The organism is Martelella sp. FOR1707 (genome assembly GCF_053484265.1).
The window spans coordinates 520,361-537,009 of the sequence record NZ_JBAKFP010000005.1 but is presented as its reverse complement, the minus strand read 5'-3'; the positions used below and the strand labels follow the sequence as shown (position 1 = coordinate 537,009).

Genomic DNA, 16,649 nt, shown 5'->3' with positions numbered 1-16,649 from the left:
GCATGGTCCTTGCATTGCTGACGATGTTGTATTGATATGGAAGAAGAACAATCGGGGGATGAACGCTTTGGCATTCGATGAAATGATGACCGCGGACAACCAGCCGCGCGCGCCCTACCAGGATTATTACGACTGGTACAGTCAGCAAAATCCCGCATCATTGATCGCAAAGTCCCGAGATGCCGAGAATATTTTTCGAAAGACAGGCATCACCTTTGCCGTTTACGGCCATGCCGACAGTTCGGAGAAGCTGATCCCCTTCGATATCGTGCCGCGCATCATCGCCGGGCGCGAATGGCGCAAGCTGGCCGCCGGCATCGAGCAGCGGGTGATTGCGCTCAACGCCTTCCTGAAGGACATCTACCACAAGCAGGAGATCATCAAGGCTGGTCGCCTGCCGCGGCGGCTGATCGAGGAGAACGACGCCTTCCTGCCGCAGATGATCGGCTTCGAGCCGCCCGGCGGCGTCTACACCCATATTGTCGGCACCGACATCGTGCGCACCGGCGAGGACCAGTTCTACGTGCTGGAGGACAATGCCCGCACGCCGTCCGGCGTCTCCTACATGCTGGAGAACCGGGAAACCATGATGCAGATGTTTCCCGAGCTGTTCTACAAGAACCGGGTGCGCCGGGTCGAGGACTATCCGCAGCTTCTGCGCCAGAGCCTTGCCACACTCGCCCCGCCCGGCTTTTCCGGCACCCGCCCGCGCGTGGCGGTGCTGACCCCCGGCATCTACAATTCCGCCTATTACGAGCACTCCTTCCTCGCCGACATGATGGGCGTGGAACTGGTCGAGGGCCAGGATCTGCGCGTCATCGACGGCAAGGTGCAGATGCGCACCACGCGCGGCTATCAGGCGATCGACGTGATCTACCGCCGGGTCGATGACGACTTCCTCGATCCGCTGACCTTCCGCCCGGATTCCGCGCTCGGCATTCCCGGCATCATGGATGTCTATCGCGCCGGCAACATCACCATCGCCAATGCGCCCGGCACCGGCATCGCCGATGACAAGGCCATCTATTCCTACATGCCGGAAATCGTCGAGTTCTACACCGGCCAGAAACCGCTTCTGGAAAACGTGCCGACATGGCGCTGTTCGGAGCCGGAAAGCCTCGCCTATGTGCTCGACAACATCGCCGATCTGGTGGTCAAGGAGGTTCATGGCTCCGGCGGCTACGGCATGCTGGTCGGCCCGACGGCGAGCAAGAAGGAGCTTGAGGATTTCACCGCCAAGCTGCGCGCCCGGCCGGCCAACTACATCGCCCAGCCGACGCTGTCGCTGTCGACCGTGCCAATCCTGGTGAAGAAAGGCATCGCGCCGCGCCATGTCGACCTTCGTCCCTATGTTCTGGTGTCCGATCGCGTGCGCATCATGCCCGGCGGGCTGACGCGCGTGGCGCTGAAGGAAGGCTCGCTGGTGGTCAATTCCAGCCAGGGCGGCGGAACCAAGGACACCTGGGTGCTGGAGGACTGATTATGCTTGGAAAAACCGCAAACGGCCTCTACTGGATGTTCCGCTATATCGAGCGCGCCGAAAACATTGCCCGCCTTATCGATGCCGGCCAGCGGGTGTCGCTGACCCGCTCCAAGGGCGCCGACGACTGGGACGGCATCCTGCAGAGCGCAGGCGTGCAGGAGGCCTATTTCGAGGTCTACGACAAGCTGACGGCGGACAATGCCATCGACTTTCTGCTGCGTGACCGCCGCAACCCGTCCAGCGTCGTCTCCTGCATCGATTCCGGTCGCCAGAACGCGCGCATGGTGCGCACCGCGCTGACCCGGGAAACCTGGGAGGCGACCAACGAGTGCTGGATCGATACGCGCAGCCTGCTGGGCGCGAAGGTGAAGCCCGCGGACCTGCCCAAGGCGATCGACGTGATCAAGCACCGCACTGCGCTGATCCGCGGGGCCTTTCATGGCTCCATGCTCAGGAACGAAATCTACAATTTCGCCCATATCGGCACCTTCATCGAGCGCGCCGACAACACCAGCCGCATTCTGGACGTGAAATATTACGTGCTGCTGCCTTCGGTGCACCATGTCGGCACCTCGCTCGACAATCTGCAGTGGGAGTCGATCCTGCGTTCGGTCTCCGCCCACCGCGCCTATGGCTGGGTGCATAACGGCGAATACCGGCCGAGCGAGATCGCCGAGTTTCTGCTTCTGGATGTGCAGCTTCCGCGTTCGCTTGCCTATTGCTACGAGAAGATCGTGCTGAACCTCGACTACCTGGCCGCCGATTACGGCGCCCGGGTCCAGGCGCATGAAACCGCCCATGCGATCCGCAACACGCTGAGAACGCAGAAGATCAAGACCATCATGGATAACGGCCTGCATGAATTTCTGGAGGATTTCGTCAGCCGCAACAATACCGTGAGCCAGCAGATCAGCGAGGGCTATCGCTTCTACGCCTGAAGCGAAGAGAGGGATCGACGATGCTTTTGAACATCCATCATGTGACTGAATACAGCTATGACGCGCCGGTTCAGTTCTCGCTGCAGCGGCTGCGACTGACCCCGGTGGACGGCAACGGCCAGACCGTGCGCGACTGGGCGGTCTCGATCGAGGGGGCAAAAAGCGAGGTTGCCTATACCGACCAGTACGAAAACCATGTGCGCCTGGTCTCGGTGGAGGGCGACCACAAGACCGTGCGCCTCACGGCAACAGGCACGGTGGAAACCCGCGACACCGACGGCATTTTCGGCCCCGCCTCGCCGGATATTCCGCTGTGGCTGTTCCTGCGGCCCACGCCGCTGACGCTTGCCGAGGAGCCGATCAAGGCGCTGGTCGCGCGGCTGGAAGGCGATTCCGATCTCGCCCGGCTGCACGATCTGATGGCGGTGTTGCACAAAACGATGACCTTCAAGCCCGGCGCCACCTCGACGGCGACCACCGCCGCCGAGGCGCTGGAAAACAAGGAGGGTGTGTGCCAGGACTATGCCCATATCGTGATCGCCGCAGCGCGCGCCATGAAGGTGCCGGCGCGCTATGTCTCAGGCTATCTCTACATGGAGGAAGGCCCCAACCAGACGGCGAGCCACGCCTGGGCGGAATGCTATCTGGAGGGTCTCGGCTGGGTCGGCTTCGACGCCGCCAACAAGGTCTGCCCGGACGAACGTTATGTCCGCATCGCCACCGGCCTCGACTATCGCGACGCCGCTCCCGTCTCCGGCATGACCATAGGCGGCGGCCACGAGACGCTTGAGGTGAAACTCACCGTGGCCGGCCAGAGCCAGTCGCAGAGCCAGAGTTGAGGAGTTCAGGCGGCATCGTCGCGGCGGTTCTCCGGTCTGACGGCAAGCTGGAGACCGAGCGCTTTCAAAACGCCAATGAGCGTGGAGAGCTTGGGATCGCCATTTTCGCTCAGCGCCTTGTAAAGCGCTTCGCGGGTGACGCCCGCTTGCCGCGAGACCGCCGACATGCCTTTTGACCGGGCAACATCGCCGAGAGCCGCAGCAATAAGCGCCGGGTCGCCATCCTCCAGCACCGCCTCCAGATAGAAGGCGATGTCCTCCGGCGTTTCGAGATAGTCCGCAGCGTCGAACGGCGTCAATTCTGTGCGCTTTTCGATTTCGCTCATGACAATCCTTTCAGAAGTTCCCGCGCCTTCGGGATGTCCCGCTCTTGGGCGGACTTGTCGCCGCCGCACAGGAGAATGACGATGGTCTCTCCTCGTCGAGCGAAATAGAGCCGATAGCCCGGTCCGTGGTGGATGCGCACCTCGCCAAGTCCGTTGCCGAGACTTTTGACGTCACCCAGATTCCCCTGCTCGATACGCCGGATACGGGCGATGATGCGCGCTCTCGCCTGCCGGTCGCGCAGCTCCCACAGCCAGGTTGAAAAGGCAGTCGTCTGGAGCACCTCGACCATGTTGTGAATTATAGTTCACGGACAGCAAGGACACAAGAAAAAAGCCGGCAACGCTTCCGCGCCGCCGGCTCGATCACATGAACGCAGAAACGTTCAAACACTACCCGGATAATTCGGGCTTTCGCGGGTGATCGTCACGTCGTGGGCGTGGCTTTCGCGCAGGCCGGCGTTGGAGATCTGGACGAAGGTTGCCTTTTCCTGGAAGTCGGGGATGGTCTTGCCGCCGACATAGCCCATGGCGGCGCGCAGGCCCCCGCCGAGCTGGTGCAGCACCGCGCCGGCAGGACCCTTGTAGGGCACTTGGCCCTCGATGCCTTCCGGCACAAGCTTCAGCGTGTCGCGGACCTCCGCCTGGAAATAGCGGTCGGCGGAGCCGCGCGCCATCGCGCCGACGGAGCCCATGCCGCGATAGGCCTTGAACGAGCGGCCCTGATAGAGAAACACCTCGCCCGGGCTTTCATCCGTACCCGCCAAGAGCGAGCCGACCATGACGGCAGATGCGCCGGCGGCGATCGCCTTTGCCATATCGCCCGAAAACTTGATGCCGCCATCGGCGATCACCGGGATGCCGGCATCGCGCGCGGCCTCGGCAGCGGCCATGACCGCTGCCAGCTGCGGCACGCCGACGCCGGCGACGATACGGGTGGTGCAGATCGAGCCCGGACCGATGCCGACCTTGACGGCATCCGCGCCGACATCGATCAGCGCCTTGGTGCCGTCCGACGTCGCGACATTGCCGGCCATGATGCGCACCGAATTCGACAGCGTCTTCACCCGGCCGACCGCATCCAGAACCTTCTGCGAATGGCCATGGGCGGTGTCGATGACAATCAGGTCAACGCCTGCATCGACCAGCATCTCGGCGCGCTGATAGCCGTCATCGCCGACCGAGATCGCGGCAGCCGCTCTCAGACGTCCCTGCGCATCCTTCGAGGCATTGGGGTTGAGCTGCGATTTCTCGATATCCTTGACGGTGATCAGGCCGACGCAGTGGCCGCGATCGTCCACCACCAGCAGCTTTTCGATGCGGTGGTGATGCAGCAGGCGCTTGGCCTCCTGCTGCTCGACCGTCTCGCGCACGGTGATCAGGTTTTCGCGCGTCATCAGCTCGTAGATGCGCTGTTCGGGGTTGGATGCGAAACGGACATCGCGATTGGTGAGGATGCCGACAAGCCGGCCCGAGGTGTGGCCGTCGCTGGTGCCCTGCTCGACCACCGGAATGCCGGAGATGTGATGAGCCTTCATCAGCGCCAGCGCTTCCGCCAGCGTAGCATCCGGGCCGATCGTCACCGGATTGACGACCATGCCGCTTTCGAACTTCTTGACCTGACGAACCTGTTCGGCCTGCTCATGGGGCGAGAGGTTGCGGTGGATGACGCCGATGCCACCGGCCTGCGCCATGGCGATGGCAAGCCGGGCCTCGGTCACGGTATCCATGGCGGAAGAGAGGATCGGCAGGTTGAGATGGATGTCCTGAGCGATCGTGGTCGAAACATCGACTTCGCCCGGCATGACCTCGGAATGACCCGGCTGCAGCAGCACATCGTCGAAGGTGAGCGCCTGCATGCCGGTTGCGGCCTGAATGATTTGCGCCATGGCCAATTTCCTTTTCAAAATACGAAATGGCCCGGAAGGATTTCCCCGTCCGGTCCCTTGCAAGATAATCCTGGAAGTTGGCGAGTGCTCGTAACACGAAGATGACGGCTTGGAAATAGCAATCCGCAGCCTTGACTGCGGATTGCAGGGTTTTCCAGCAAAGCCGTGGCGCTATTGAGGTCTCAAAGCGCGAACTGGTAGGTTTTCGGCATGAACATATAGCCCTGATCGGTCTTTTCGACATAGCCGACAGAGGGGAACGGCATGTGATAGCCGAGGAACGGAATTTTCTCGGCCGCGACCATGTCGAAGACCTGTTTCCGAGTCGCGGCCGCCATCTCCTTGTCCATGTCGAAGCGCACCTGCCAGTCCGGCCGCTGCAGCGAAAGCACGTAGTGATTGGCGGTGTCAGCCGTCAGCAGCAATTGCCTTCCGCCCGATTCGAGCATGAAGATCATGTGGCCCGGCGTATGGCCGAAGGCCTCCATGGCGGTGATGCCGGACGCGACCTCATCGCCGCCCTTGATGAAGCGCGCCTGATCGGCGAGCGGCACAACCAGCTTCTTGACGCTTTCATGTCCGCCTTCCGCCGGCGTGCCGACGCGCGCCTCGTCGCTCCAGAAGGCGTATTCCTTTTCGCCGAACACATAGCTTGCATTGGGAAAGGCAGGCCCATCCTCTTCCATCAGCCCGTTGATGTGGTCGCCATGCATGTGAGTGATCACCACGACATCGATATCGCCGGGCTGATAGCCATTGGCTTTCAGCCCGGCCATGAGCTGGCCCGCGCCCCAGGAGCGGCCGGCCGGGCCCATGCCGGTGTCGAACAGGATCGTCTGCTCGCCGGTATCGACCAGCACCGGCGCGAAGCCGTTGACCATCTTGTCCTCGGGCAGGAAGTTTTCTTCCAGAAGTGCTGCAACATCGGCGGGATCCTGCCCCGTGCCGAAGGTGTCGCCCGGATTTTCCATCACGCGGGTGCCGTCCTCGACAACGACCAGCTTGAAATCGCCGAGATTGAAGCTGTCGGTCCGGGGACCCTGCGCCGTTTCCATCGTCTCTCCGTCGGCGGCGATCGCGCTGCCGCCTCTTGCAATAAAGGGCGCGGCAAGTGCGGTAATGCCGGCTGTCGCCATCAGGCGGCGGCGGTGAATGCCATTGTCTTCTGCCATCATCGTCCTCCTTGAAATGAAACCATTGAGTTTGGGGAGAAAACCACGGTTTCAAGACAATCGGCCGATTTCGGCCGCGCGCCGGCCTCACTTTTGCGTGAAACGCCGCGAGATTATCATTTGGCGTTTCGGGCGGCGGGGTCTAATAAGTATGCCTTTCGCATATTTTTGACAGAGAAGCCCCGCCAATGAATCCCGTCGTTCCGCTCATCATGGCTGTTGCCCTGTTCATGGAGAACATGGATTCGACGGTGATTTCCACGGCGCTACCGGCAATCGCCGCCGATCTCAATGTCGGGCCGATCACGCTGAAACTGGCGCTGACGACCTATATGGTGGCGCTGGCGATCTTCATTCCGGTCTCGGGCTGGATGGCCGACCGGTTCGGCGCGGCCCGGGTGTTCCGCTCCGCGATCCTCGTGTTCCTGCTCGGCTCGGTCGCCTGCGCCGTCTCCGGCAATCTGCTGGAATTCGTCGGCGCGCGTTTCCTGCAGGGCATGGGCGGGGCGATGATGACGCCGGTCGGCCGTCTCGTGATCCTGCGCACCACCGACCGCTCCGAACTTGTGCGCGCCATGGCGCTGCTGACAATCCCGGCGCTGGTCGGGCCGATGGCGGGCCCGCCGGTCGGCGGCTTCATCACCACCTATTTCTCCTGGCACTGGATCTTCCTGATCAATGTGCCGATCGGCATTATCGGTCTCATCATGTCGGCCATCTTCCTGCCGACAATCAAGGATGAGCCGGTGTCTAACCTCGACTGGATGGGGTTTTTCCTGGTGGCGACCGCCGCTTCCGGCATCGTCTTCGGCATGTCGGTGATCTCGCTACCGGCCCTGCCGCCGGCAACCGGGATCATCACCACCCTGATCGGCATCGCGGCAGCCCTTGCCTATCTCTGGCATGCAAGGCGCAAGTCCAGTCCGCTCCTGAACCTGAAACTGTTCCAAACGCCGACCTATCGCGCGGCGGTCGGCGCCTCGGCCTTCTTCCGGATGGCGACCGGCGCGTTTCCGTTCCTGATGCCGCTGATGCTGCAGCTCGGCTTCGGGCTCAACCCGTTCCAGTCCGGCATGATCACCTTTGTCGGCGCGGTCGGCGCGCTGGTGATGAAGTTCGTCGCGCCGCGCGTCTTTGCCGCTTACGGTTTCCGCACCGTGCTGATGACCGCGGCGCTGGGCGCCTCGCTGCTGACGATGAGCTTCGCCTTCTTCGAGGCGACGACGCCCTACATCATCATCGTCACGCTGCTGTTTGCCACCGGGCTCTGCCGCTCCTTCTTCTTCACCGGCGTCAACGCGCTCGGCTATGCCGATATCGAACCGGCGCAGGCGAGCCAGGCAACCGCCTCCACATCGATGTTCCAGCAGGTCAGCCTCGCGCTCGGCGTCGCCTTCGCCGCAACCATCCTTGAGGCCACGGCGTGGTTCACCGGCGAAGGGCTCACCGTGCAGCATTTCCATATCGCCTTCCTGGTGGTCTCCTTCATTTCGCTGGCCGCAATTATTCCGCTGTTGCGGCTTGACGCCGACAGCGGCTCGGCCGTTTCCGGACACAGACGGCTGAAGCCGGAGACGAGCAGCGAGGCGGCGGAATAGGCGCGAAACTGCCAAAACGAATATTTACGAACATTTTCTTTGACAAAACGAACCTGTCCACGCATGCTTGCACCGTTCAGAAGCGGGAGCATGCATGTCGGAACCTGTCGACATTTTCGTTATCGGCGGCGGCGTCAACGGCGTCGGCGTGGCGCGTGATGCGAGCGGCCGCGGCCTGACGGTCGCGCTCGCGGAGATGAACGATCTGGCCTCTGCCACCTCCTCCGCCTCGACAAAGCTCTATCATGGCGGGCTGCGCTATCTCGAATATTACGAATTCCGGCTGGTGCGCGAGGCGCTGATCGAGCGCGAGGCGTTGCTGAAGGCGATGCCGCACATCTCGTGGCCAATGCGTTTCGTGCTGCCGCATCACAAGGGCCTGCGCCCATGGTGGTTGGTGCGGCTCGGCCTGTTTCTCTACGACCATCTCGGCGGCCGCAAGATCCTGCCAGCCACCAAGGCGCTCGATCTTTCGCGCGATGAGGCCGGCAAACCGCTCAAAAGCGAATATCGGCGCGCATTCGAATATTCCGACTGCTGGGTGCAGGATGCCCGCCTCGTGTCGCTGATGGCCCGCGATGCGGCGACGCGCGGCGCGAAGATCATGACCCGCACGCGGGTGACCGGGGCCGAGCAGGTGCAGGGCTCTGACGGCAAGACGCTGTGGAAGGTCTCTCTTGAAAACGCCGAAGGCCCGCTGCCGCCCATCCATGCCCGCGCGCTGGTGAATGCCGGCGGGCCCTGGGTCGCCGATCTGCTGAAGGGCACGCTCGGCATCGACACGAAGGAAAAGGTCCGGCTTGTGCGCGGCAGCCATATCGTTACCCGCAAGCTCTTTGACCACGACCGCTGCTACTTCTTCCAGGGCTCCGACGGCCGGATCATCTTCGCCATTCCCTACGAGCAGGATTTCACCCTGATCGGCACCACCGACCAGGACCATCACGGCCCGGCAAGCGAGGCCAAATGTACGCCCGAGGAAGCGGACTATCTCTGCCGCTTCGCCTCGGAGTATTTTGAGAAGCCGGTGACAACCGACGATATCGTCTGGACCTATTCCGGTGTGCGGCCGCTTTATGACGACGGCGCTTCTTCCGCCACAGCAGCGACCCGTGACTATGTCCTTTCGCTACGCAAGGAAGGCGCGCCGCTGTTGAGCGTCTTCGGCGGCAAGATCACCACGCATCGCAAACTTGCCGAGGCGGTTATCCACAAACTGTCCCATTATTTTCCACAGGCTGGCGGTGACTGGACGGCGAGCTCGACATTGCCCGGCGGCGACTTTCCAGTTGCCGATACGGCGGCTATGCCGGACAGGCTCGTGCGCGATTACCCCTTCCTCGATCACGCCGCGGCGCTCCGCCTGATCCGCAGCTATGGCAGGGAGTGCTGGGATCTTCTCGGCGACGCAAAAACGAGCGCCGATCTCGGACGCGATTTCGGCGGCGGGCTTTACGAGGCGGAGGCGCGCTGGCTGGTGGAAAAGGAATTCGCGCAGACGGCGGAGGATATCGTCTATCGCCGCACCAAATGCGGCCTTAGGATGAGCGCGGACGAGATCGCCGCGCTGGACGACTGGCTGCAGGCGGCGCACTGAAAAAAAGACGGGGAGGAGAAACCCATGGGCCATATTCTGGCGATCGACCAGGGCACGACATCGAGCCGCGCCATCATCTTTGACAATCAGATGAAGATCGTGGCTTCCGCCCAGGAGGAATTCCCCCAGCATTATCCGGCCTCCGGCCATGTCGAGCATAATCCCGCCGACATCTGGTCGACGGTCGCCGCAACCTGCCGCGAGGCAGTCGAGCGCGCCGAGGTTTCAACATCCGATATCGCCGCGATCGGCATCGCCAACCAGCGCGAGACTGTGATCGTCTGGGACCGCGAAACCGGGCGGCCGATCCACAACGCCATCGTCTGGCAGGATCGGCGCACAGCCGACCGCTGCGCGAAACTGCGCGAGGACGGCCACGAGCAGTTCATCACAGCGGCCACCGGCCTGCTGCTCGACCCCTATTTCTCCGCCACCAAGCTCTCCTGGCTGCTCGACAATGTCGAGGGCGCGCGGCAGCAGGCGCAAGACGGCAAGCTCGCCTTCGGCACGGTCGACACCTATCTGATCTGGCGGCTCACCGGCGGGCGCTCCCATGTGACGGACGCCACCAACGCGGCGCGCACCATGCTCTACAATATCGAAAAAGGGGAATGGGACGCCGATATCTGCAAGCTCCTTGACATTCCGCAGGCGATCCTGCCCGAGGTGAAGGACTGCGCCGCCGATTTCGGCATGACGCGGGCCGATCTTTTCGGTCGCGAAATTCCGATCTACGGCGTTGCCGGCGACCAGCAGGCGGCAACCATCGGCCAGGCCTGCTTCGAACCCGGCATGCTGAAATCCACTTATGGCACCGGCTGTTTCGCGCTGCTCAACACCGGCGAGCGGATGGTTGCCAGCAAGAACCGCATGCTGTCCACGATCGCCTACCAGTTCGACGGCAAGCCCACCTATGCGCTGGAAGGCTCGATCTTCATCGCCGGCGCGGTGGTGCAGTGGCTGCGCGACGGGCTGAAGGTGATCCGCCATGCCCGAGAAACCGATGCCCTGGCGAAATCCGCCGATGCGAAACAGACGCTCTACATGGTGCCGGCCTTCACCGGCCTTGGCGCGCCCTATTGGGATGCCGAAAGCCGCGGCGCGATCTTCGGGCTGACCCGCAATTCCGGGCCAGCCGAATTCGCCCGCGCCGCGCTTCAGAGTGTGGGCTACCAGACCCGAGATCTGCTGGAAGCGATGCAGGATGACTGGGGCAGCGCCGACAGCGCCAATATCCTGCGAGTCGATGGCGGCATGAGCGCCAATGACTGGACCATGCAGTTCCTCTCCGACATTCTGGGCGTTCCCGTCGACCGGCCCAAGGTGGTCGAAACCACCACGCTCGGCGCCGCCTGGCTCGCCGGCAGCCGCGCCGGGCTCTATCCCGACCGCAACGAATTCGCGAAGATCTGGGCCCTCGACCGCCAGTTCACCCCGTCCATGGACGAGGCCACCCGCGAGCGCCTCTACAAGGGCTGGAAAAACGCCGTCAGCAGGACGCTTGGGGCGATTTGACGCCCTGCGCAACGCACGGGACTTTTCAATAAACCACCTGCCTCTCCCGCATCATCCTCGGCTTGCCCCCTGTTGGGGCAAGCGTATCGCATATGACTTTTTCGCATAGCCCCCCAATCTTCTCGCCCCGGAGGGGAGAGATGTCGCGAAAGCGACAGTGAGGGGGGAGTCTATCACCGCGAACGCCGCCCATTTGGAAATGCTGCATTACCCTCACTGCCCCTTTCGGGGCATCTCTCCCGCAAGCGGGAGAGAGTATCGGGAGCAAGCTGCCACGCCATATGCGGTACCCCTGCCTCTCGGGAGGGCTCTGTGAGACAAGGCGCTGAAGCCGCGGCTTTGTCGGCAGCCTGATGCCCTACTGCGCAAACAGATACTGCATGGTGACGAGGTCGAGCCAGCGGTCGAACTTGGTGCCGACCTCAGGGTAGCGGCCGGTGTGGAAAAAGCCGAGCTTTTCATGCAGCGCGATGGAGCCGGTGTTGCCAGCCTCGATGGCGGCGATCATCGCATGAACGCCCGCCTCTTTGGCATAGGCAAGCAGGGCCTCCATCAGCGCCCGGCCGATGCCGCCGCCGCGCATATCGGCGCGGACATAGACGGAATGTTCCACGGTGTGGCGATAGCCGTCAAAGGCCCGCCAGTCGCCATAGCTTGCATAGCCGAGGACCGCGCCGTCGCGTTCGGCCACCAGCACCGGAAAGCCCTTGGCCCGGCGCGCGGCCAGCCAGGCCTTGCGGTTGTCGAGATCGACCACGATCTCGTTCCAGATCGCGGTCGAATTGATGACGGCGTCGTTGTAAATCTCGAGAATGGCCGGAAGATCGGCCTCCACGGCATCGCGTATCAGCATGGCTTCACCTGAATTGGGTCTTATACCAAGGACCGATGATTAGAACCCATATGACCGGAGCGATTTTGAAAGCGGGCTAGGCGAAAACCGCAGTCGTAGCCATAGCTACGGCGAGGATTTTCAACGACGCAAGCTTTCAAAAGCGCCCGGCCCTGAAAGGGTGCGGCTGGAATGGCCCCCGAGGGCGTCAAAATCCTCGCGCGATGCTCAAGCATCGCTCTGCGGTGTTTTCCTACTCGGATAGCCATTCCAGCGCGCATCATATGGGTCCTAATCATCGGCCCTTGGTATTTCCCGGCTTTACAACGCCGCGCCGTCGCCGTCCATGCGGTTCAGTTCTCCTGCCACGCGGTCGCGAGATAGATATACTGCTCCGCCGTCATCTCCAGCTGGCAGTTCGAAGACAGCGTCGAGGCGATCGTGCCGCCCATGCCGAGCGCATACTGAAAGGTGCAGGATGCGTCGCGGAAGGGAATCCAGGCGCGCTGCATGTCGCGCAGGCTGTCGGCGATCTTGTACATGATGCGCGGATCGTCCGCGTTCATCTTGTCGAATTTTTCGGCGCGCGCCATCAACTCCTTGTAGGTCGCGTTCAGCTTCGCGTCCCAGAAGTCAGTTTCCTTGCCCGTACATTCCATCATGCCGACGGTGGTCGAGCCATAGTCCGAGGCATCAACGCATTTTGCCGTCGCAAGCCCGATGCACGCGCGCATCGCATCCGCCGTATCGGCCGCCGCAAGGCAATCCGCCGTCGGCGCGTCGGAATACTTGACCTGTTCGTCCTGAGCGAAAGCCGATCCGGCGACCATCAATGCCGCCGCCAAACTCAAACCCAACGTCTTCATGATCGCCGCTCCTCATGTTCGCAATGCGCGTCATATTGAGCGAGAGGCGGGTCCGTGTCAAAACGATCATTCAGCCGGCGACCGCGCTTTCCGCAGTTATGTGCCCCCAATGCGGTTGCCCGGTCTTGAAGTCCTGTTGACGGAGCGTGCAAGGCGCCACATTCCTGCCGCACTCGGCACTGAAAGCCGACATCAACCTTATCGTTGTTATGGAGACGAAACGATGCGAGCGCTCGGCCTCTTCGCTTTAGCTTTCCCGCTGCTTTCGCAGCCGAGTCTGGCCGAGCTTGCGGACAAGACCGCGCCTCTCGCCGATTGTGCTGCGCTTTTCGCATCCATTCCGGACGTCGAAACCACACAGGACACCGATATCGAAGATGTCGATGGCGGCTGCCGCGCCACCCACCTGTCCTGGGCCGAGAGTTCATATATTCATTACAGAATTGATGAAGTCGTTCTGCTCAGTCCCGACCTCCTGCAAACTTTTGAGGCCGGGAAACTTTCCGCGGGAGCAGATTTGACGCTAAAGGGTCTGAATATCGTGCCGCAAACGGGATCGCCGCTCCAGGATTACATCATCAGCCTCTCCAGCACCGGCATTGACCTTCACCTTGCCTACACGACGGATCCGGCCGAACGGACCGGCGACGTCGATTTCGAGCTCAGCGCCGGAAAGCTCGGCCGCCTCTCGCTATCAGCCGGTCTCTCGGACTTCGACAACAGCGATGTGCCGATATCAAGCCTGACCGAGCTCACCGGCACGCTCGATCATTTCGAGGCTTTTCTGGAAGACAACGGTCTCTTCGCCAGGCTCTTCGCCCCGCCCATCCTGAGCACCCTGCCTCCCGACCAGGATCCCCGCCCCGCAATCGCGGCAGCTCAGGAGGCTGCGATTGCGATGCTTGCAAGCTGGCCTGAGACAACGATGCCTCCCGAATCGTTGGCCGCACTCAGCGCGCTGATCCGGGCCTTCCCCAAACCGGAAGGCAACTGGACCCTGAGCATCGACAGCGAACCCGGCCTCTCCCTGGAAAGCCTTTCCAGCGGAGACCTTTCCGCTCTCTCAGCCGCCATCGCGGGAACCAGGATCACGGCCACCGGAACGCCTGCAGCGCCCTAAGAACGTGGCTACTCTAGAAATCAATTGTAACAGAGGGAGCGCTGCGTTTCGCCTCTCCCTGATACACGGCTTCGATATTGTTGCCATCGGGATCGAGCACGAAGGCGGCGTAATATGACGGATGATAGGCCCGCAGGCCGGGCGCGCCATTGTCACGCCCTCCATGCGCCAGCGCAGCGCTGTAGAAAGCGTCAACGGTCGCACGATCTTTCGCCTGAAAAGCGAGATGATGACGCCCGGTCAGTTGACCCGAAGCGGTCGCGCTGCCAACGGACGATACGACCAGTTCGTCTGCCATGAGGTAATCATCGCCCATGACGAAAACCGGGATATCGAGCACCGACATGACCGCCTTGTAGAAGGTTTCGCTGGCCTTGAAATCGCGAACCACGAGCTGAACGTGGTCAATCAGACGGCCGCGATGAAGCCGATTAGTTGCCATGACCGACCTTCCTTTGAAGCGGGCAGGAGGCTGGGCCTTCAGGCCAATCAGCCTCCGCCCATCTGCCAGATCAAAGCGTGGCGGCGCATTTCTTGCAGAACGGCGTCTGCGGCAGAACCTCCAGCCGCTCTTCCGAAATCGGTTTGCCGCATTTCACGCATTTGCCATAGGTGCCGGCCTCGATGCGCTTCAGGGCGGCGTCCAGCGCCTTCAACTCGTCCGAGCCGACATGGCCGAATTCTTCGAGCACCTCGTCGTTTTCGGCTTCGGTCGCCCGGTCCGCGCTGTCGGGATTGCGGGTGCGGCCGAGATCGTCGTCGATCCGGTGCAACCGTTTCAGGATTTCGGCCTGGCGCGTTTCCAGCACGGCCTTGTAATGTGCAACGTCCATGATTGTTCTCCTCGGCTGTCCAGTCTTACGGCCGGACGCCCTCATTGATACTGTTATCTGCGCACCAGCACCGAGCAGACGGCATGGCGCACGACCCTGTCGGCGGTCGATCCCAACAGATAGTTCGAGAAATCGGGCCGATGCGAGGCGATGATGATCAGGTCCGCGCCCTGCTCCTTGGCGCAGGCAAGAATTTCGCGCGCCGGCGGGCCGCTGCGCAATTCGATCTCAGCATCAATGCCGGTGTCGTCGCGCAGCTTCACGAGCTTGTCCTGCGCCTCGTCGGTGGCGTTTTCGATGAGATCGGCCGGCACATCGATCGCGAGGTAAGAGGGCACTTCCTCCACCACGTGGAGGAGAATGATTTTCCCGCCTTCGTCCAGAAGGCTGGCGGCTTTCCTGAAGATATCGGCGCCCTTGTCGAGGGTCGAAATATCGACAGGAACGATGATCTTCGTAAACATGGCTATGTGCTCCCTTGTGCAGGATTGATGCCCTCAATCTGCCCCTCCCACAGGAGCGCGCATTGACTAAGATCAATTCTGCGGGCGCCGCGCGCCGCTTTCGGGAAACTGGTCGGGATGGAGCGCGATCTCGCGTTCAATCAATGCCAGCACGCGCTTGACCGGCGGCGGCTGCAGCGCCGAAACGCGCTGGATGATCGAATAGGCGCTGACATCGATGCCCTCGCGCACGGGCAGTTGGCAGATCGCCGCGCCGAGCTTGCCGCCGGCGTGAAAGAAGTCCGCCACCGGTCGGGCCACCGGCGTCACTGCGTCTGTCTCCGCGATCATGGCGAGCGAGAGCAGTGGCGACGTGGTGACCAGGACATGGCGGGGAAGCTGAAAGCCGTTCGCCATCAGATGCGCCTCGACCGAGCGCCGCAGCGGCGTGCCGACCGGCTGCATCACCCAGTCATAGTCCAGGCACTCGCCGATCGAGATCGACTCCCGGCCGGCGAGCGGATGGTGCACGCCCGCGATCATGGTCACCGGCTCGACGCCCAGCGGCCGCATGGTCACGGATTTCGCGTCCATATCCTCCGGCAGGCGACCGATGTAGAAATCGACGGCGTGGGAGAACAGCGCCTCGGCGAGCTTGTCCGAGGTATCCACCTGCACCGAAACCTCGATCTCGGGAAAATCTCTCCTGAGCTGCCGGATCACCGGCATGATCAGTTGCAGCGAGGGGCCGGTCACCGCGCCCATGCGCACCAGCCCGCGCGCGCCCTCGACGATCTGCGCGATCTCGCGATGGGCGTAATCGAGCTGGTTGAGGATCACCAGCGCCTGCTCAGCCATCGCCTGGCCCGCCTCGGTCAGTTCGACGCCGCGGCCGTGGCGTTCATAGAGCTTGGCGCCCACCGTGTGCTCCAGTTCCGACAGAAGCCGCGAGGCCGCCGACTGGGTCATGCCGAGCTGGGCGGCGGCCGATGATATCTGGCCCTTGCGGTCGAGCAGCGCGATCAGACGCATCTGCGAAAACCGCAGTCCGCGCCGGATGAATTCGTCCTGTCCGCTGTAGCGCTCGCCGTCTGACGTCATATCCATACCATTTCTGCTATATCAGAAACACGATTATTCATTTGTCCCTATAGCGGTAAATTGCAACACTCCCCTCATCGCAAGGACATTTTTTGCGGGA

17 protein-coding genes are annotated in these 16,649 nt (G+C 62.2%); 7 read left to right on the top strand and 10 right to left on the bottom strand.

Annotated features, from left to right (window positions below; all coding sequences use genetic code 11):
• Positions 1-58: 58 nt before the first annotated feature.
• Genes V6765_RS16815 through V6765_RS16805 form a run of 3 tightly spaced genes read left to right on the top strand, consistent with a single transcriptional unit; the run spans position 59 to position 3,260 of the window.
• A complete protein-coding gene (locus V6765_RS16815; protein ID WP_448430806.1) occupies positions 59-1,480 on the top strand; it encodes a circularly permuted type 2 ATP-grasp protein in 1,422 nt (473 codons plus the stop codon).
• Positions 1,481-1,482: 2 nt separating this feature from the next.
• Positions 1,483-2,421 carry an alpha-E domain-containing protein gene (locus V6765_RS16810; protein WP_448430804.1) on the top strand — a complete coding sequence of 313 codons (939 nt, stop codon included), beginning with the start codon at positions 1,483-1,485 and terminating at the stop codon, positions 2,419-2,421.
• 20 nt (positions 2,422-2,441) lie between these two features.
• Complete coding sequence (locus V6765_RS16805) at positions 2,442-3,260, top strand: transglutaminase family protein (RefSeq protein ID WP_448430802.1); 819 nt, start codon at positions 2,442-2,444, stop codon at positions 3,258-3,260.
• A gap of 5 nt (positions 3,261-3,265) precedes the next feature.
• On the opposite strand, the gene V6765_RS16800 is transcribed toward V6765_RS16805, so the two are convergent.
• The 4 genes from V6765_RS16800 to V6765_RS16785 all read right to left on the bottom strand — a co-directional run bounded on the left by V6765_RS16800 (position 3,266) and on the right by V6765_RS16785 (position 6,644).
• Entirely contained in the window at positions 3,266-3,586 is a 321-nt protein-coding gene (locus V6765_RS16800; protein WP_448430800.1) for an addiction module antidote protein, read from the bottom strand.
• Positions 3,583-3,876 (bottom strand): type II toxin-antitoxin system RelE/ParE family toxin, encoded by a 294-nt coding sequence (locus V6765_RS16795; RefSeq protein ID WP_448430798.1) that lies wholly within the window; start codon positions 3,874-3,876, stop codon positions 3,583-3,585. The genes V6765_RS16800 and V6765_RS16795 overlap by 4 nt, the downstream gene beginning before the upstream one ends.
• Before the next feature lie 93 nt (positions 3,877-3,969).
• On the bottom strand, positions 3,970-5,472 hold the full coding sequence (guaB, locus tag V6765_RS16790) for an IMP dehydrogenase (protein WP_448430796.1): 1,503 nt from the start codon (positions 5,470-5,472) through the stop codon (positions 3,970-3,972).
• A gap of 182 nt (positions 5,473-5,654) precedes the next feature.
• On the bottom strand, positions 5,655-6,644 hold the full coding sequence (locus tag V6765_RS16785) for an MBL fold metallo-hydrolase (protein ID WP_448430794.1): 990 nt from the start codon (positions 6,642-6,644) through the stop codon (positions 5,655-5,657).
• A 188-nt stretch (positions 6,645-6,832) separates the two neighbouring features.
• Between V6765_RS16785 and V6765_RS16780 the strand changes: the two genes are divergently transcribed.
• The 3 genes from V6765_RS16780 (at position 6,833) to glpK (ending at position 11,354) form a co-directional block, all read left to right on the top strand.
• Positions 6,833-8,242: an MFS transporter gene (locus tag V6765_RS16780; protein ID WP_448430792.1), complete on the top strand. Its 1,410-nt coding sequence runs from the start codon at positions 6,833-6,835 to the stop codon at positions 8,240-8,242.
• Positions 8,243-8,336: 94 nt separating this feature from the next.
• Positions 8,337-9,839, top strand: coding sequence for a glycerol-3-phosphate dehydrogenase (glpD, locus tag V6765_RS16775; protein WP_448430790.1), 1,503 nt, complete (start codon positions 8,337-8,339; stop codon positions 9,837-9,839).
• Positions 9,840-9,863: 24 nt separating this feature from the next.
• Positions 9,864-11,354 carry a glycerol kinase GlpK gene (gene glpK / locus V6765_RS16770; protein ID WP_448430788.1) on the top strand — a complete coding sequence of 497 codons (1,491 nt, stop codon included), beginning with the start codon at positions 9,864-9,866 and terminating at the stop codon, positions 11,352-11,354.
• A 358-nt stretch (positions 11,355-11,712) separates the two neighbouring features.
• On the opposite strand, the gene V6765_RS16765 is transcribed toward glpK, so the two are convergent.
• Both V6765_RS16765 and V6765_RS16760 read right to left on the bottom strand, forming a co-directional pair.
• Positions 11,713-12,207 (bottom strand): N-acetyltransferase family protein, encoded by a 495-nt coding sequence (locus V6765_RS16765; protein WP_448430785.1) that lies wholly within the window; start codon positions 12,205-12,207, stop codon positions 11,713-11,715.
• A gap of 332 nt (positions 12,208-12,539) precedes the next feature.
• The gene (locus V6765_RS16760) at positions 12,540-13,052 is read right to left on the bottom strand and encodes a lysozyme inhibitor LprI family protein (RefSeq protein WP_448430783.1); all 513 of its coding nucleotides are present in this window, start codon (positions 13,050-13,052) and stop codon (positions 12,540-12,542) included.
• A gap of 223 nt (positions 13,053-13,275) precedes the next feature.
• On the opposite strand from V6765_RS16760, the gene V6765_RS16755 reads away from it, so the two are divergent.
• Positions 13,276-14,172, top strand: a complete 897-nt coding sequence (locus tag V6765_RS16755) for a hypothetical protein (RefSeq protein WP_448430781.1) — start codon at positions 13,276-13,278, stop codon at positions 14,170-14,172.
• Between the two features lie 13 nt (positions 14,173-14,185).
• Here the strand turns inward: V6765_RS16755 and V6765_RS16750 are convergent, their stop codons facing one another.
• From V6765_RS16750 to V6765_RS16735, 4 genes are all read right to left on the bottom strand, one after another.
• Positions 14,186-14,614 carry a VOC family protein gene (locus V6765_RS16750; protein WP_448430779.1) on the bottom strand — a complete coding sequence of 143 codons (429 nt, stop codon included), beginning with the start codon at positions 14,612-14,614 and terminating at the stop codon, positions 14,186-14,188.
• A 70-nt stretch (positions 14,615-14,684) separates the two neighbouring features.
• The gene (locus V6765_RS16745; protein ID WP_448430777.1) at positions 14,685-15,005 is read right to left on the bottom strand and encodes a TraR/DksA family transcriptional regulator; all 321 of its coding nucleotides are present in this window, start codon (positions 15,003-15,005) and stop codon (positions 14,685-14,687) included.
• A gap of 53 nt (positions 15,006-15,058) precedes the next feature.
• Complete coding sequence (locus V6765_RS16740) at positions 15,059-15,469, bottom strand: universal stress protein (RefSeq protein WP_448430775.1); 411 nt, start codon at positions 15,467-15,469, stop codon at positions 15,059-15,061.
• 72 nt (positions 15,470-15,541) lie between these two features.
• Entirely contained in the window at positions 15,542-16,555 is a 1,014-nt protein-coding gene (locus V6765_RS16735) for a LysR substrate-binding domain-containing protein (RefSeq protein WP_448430773.1), read from the bottom strand.
• Between the last annotated feature and the right edge of the window lie 94 nt (positions 16,556-16,649).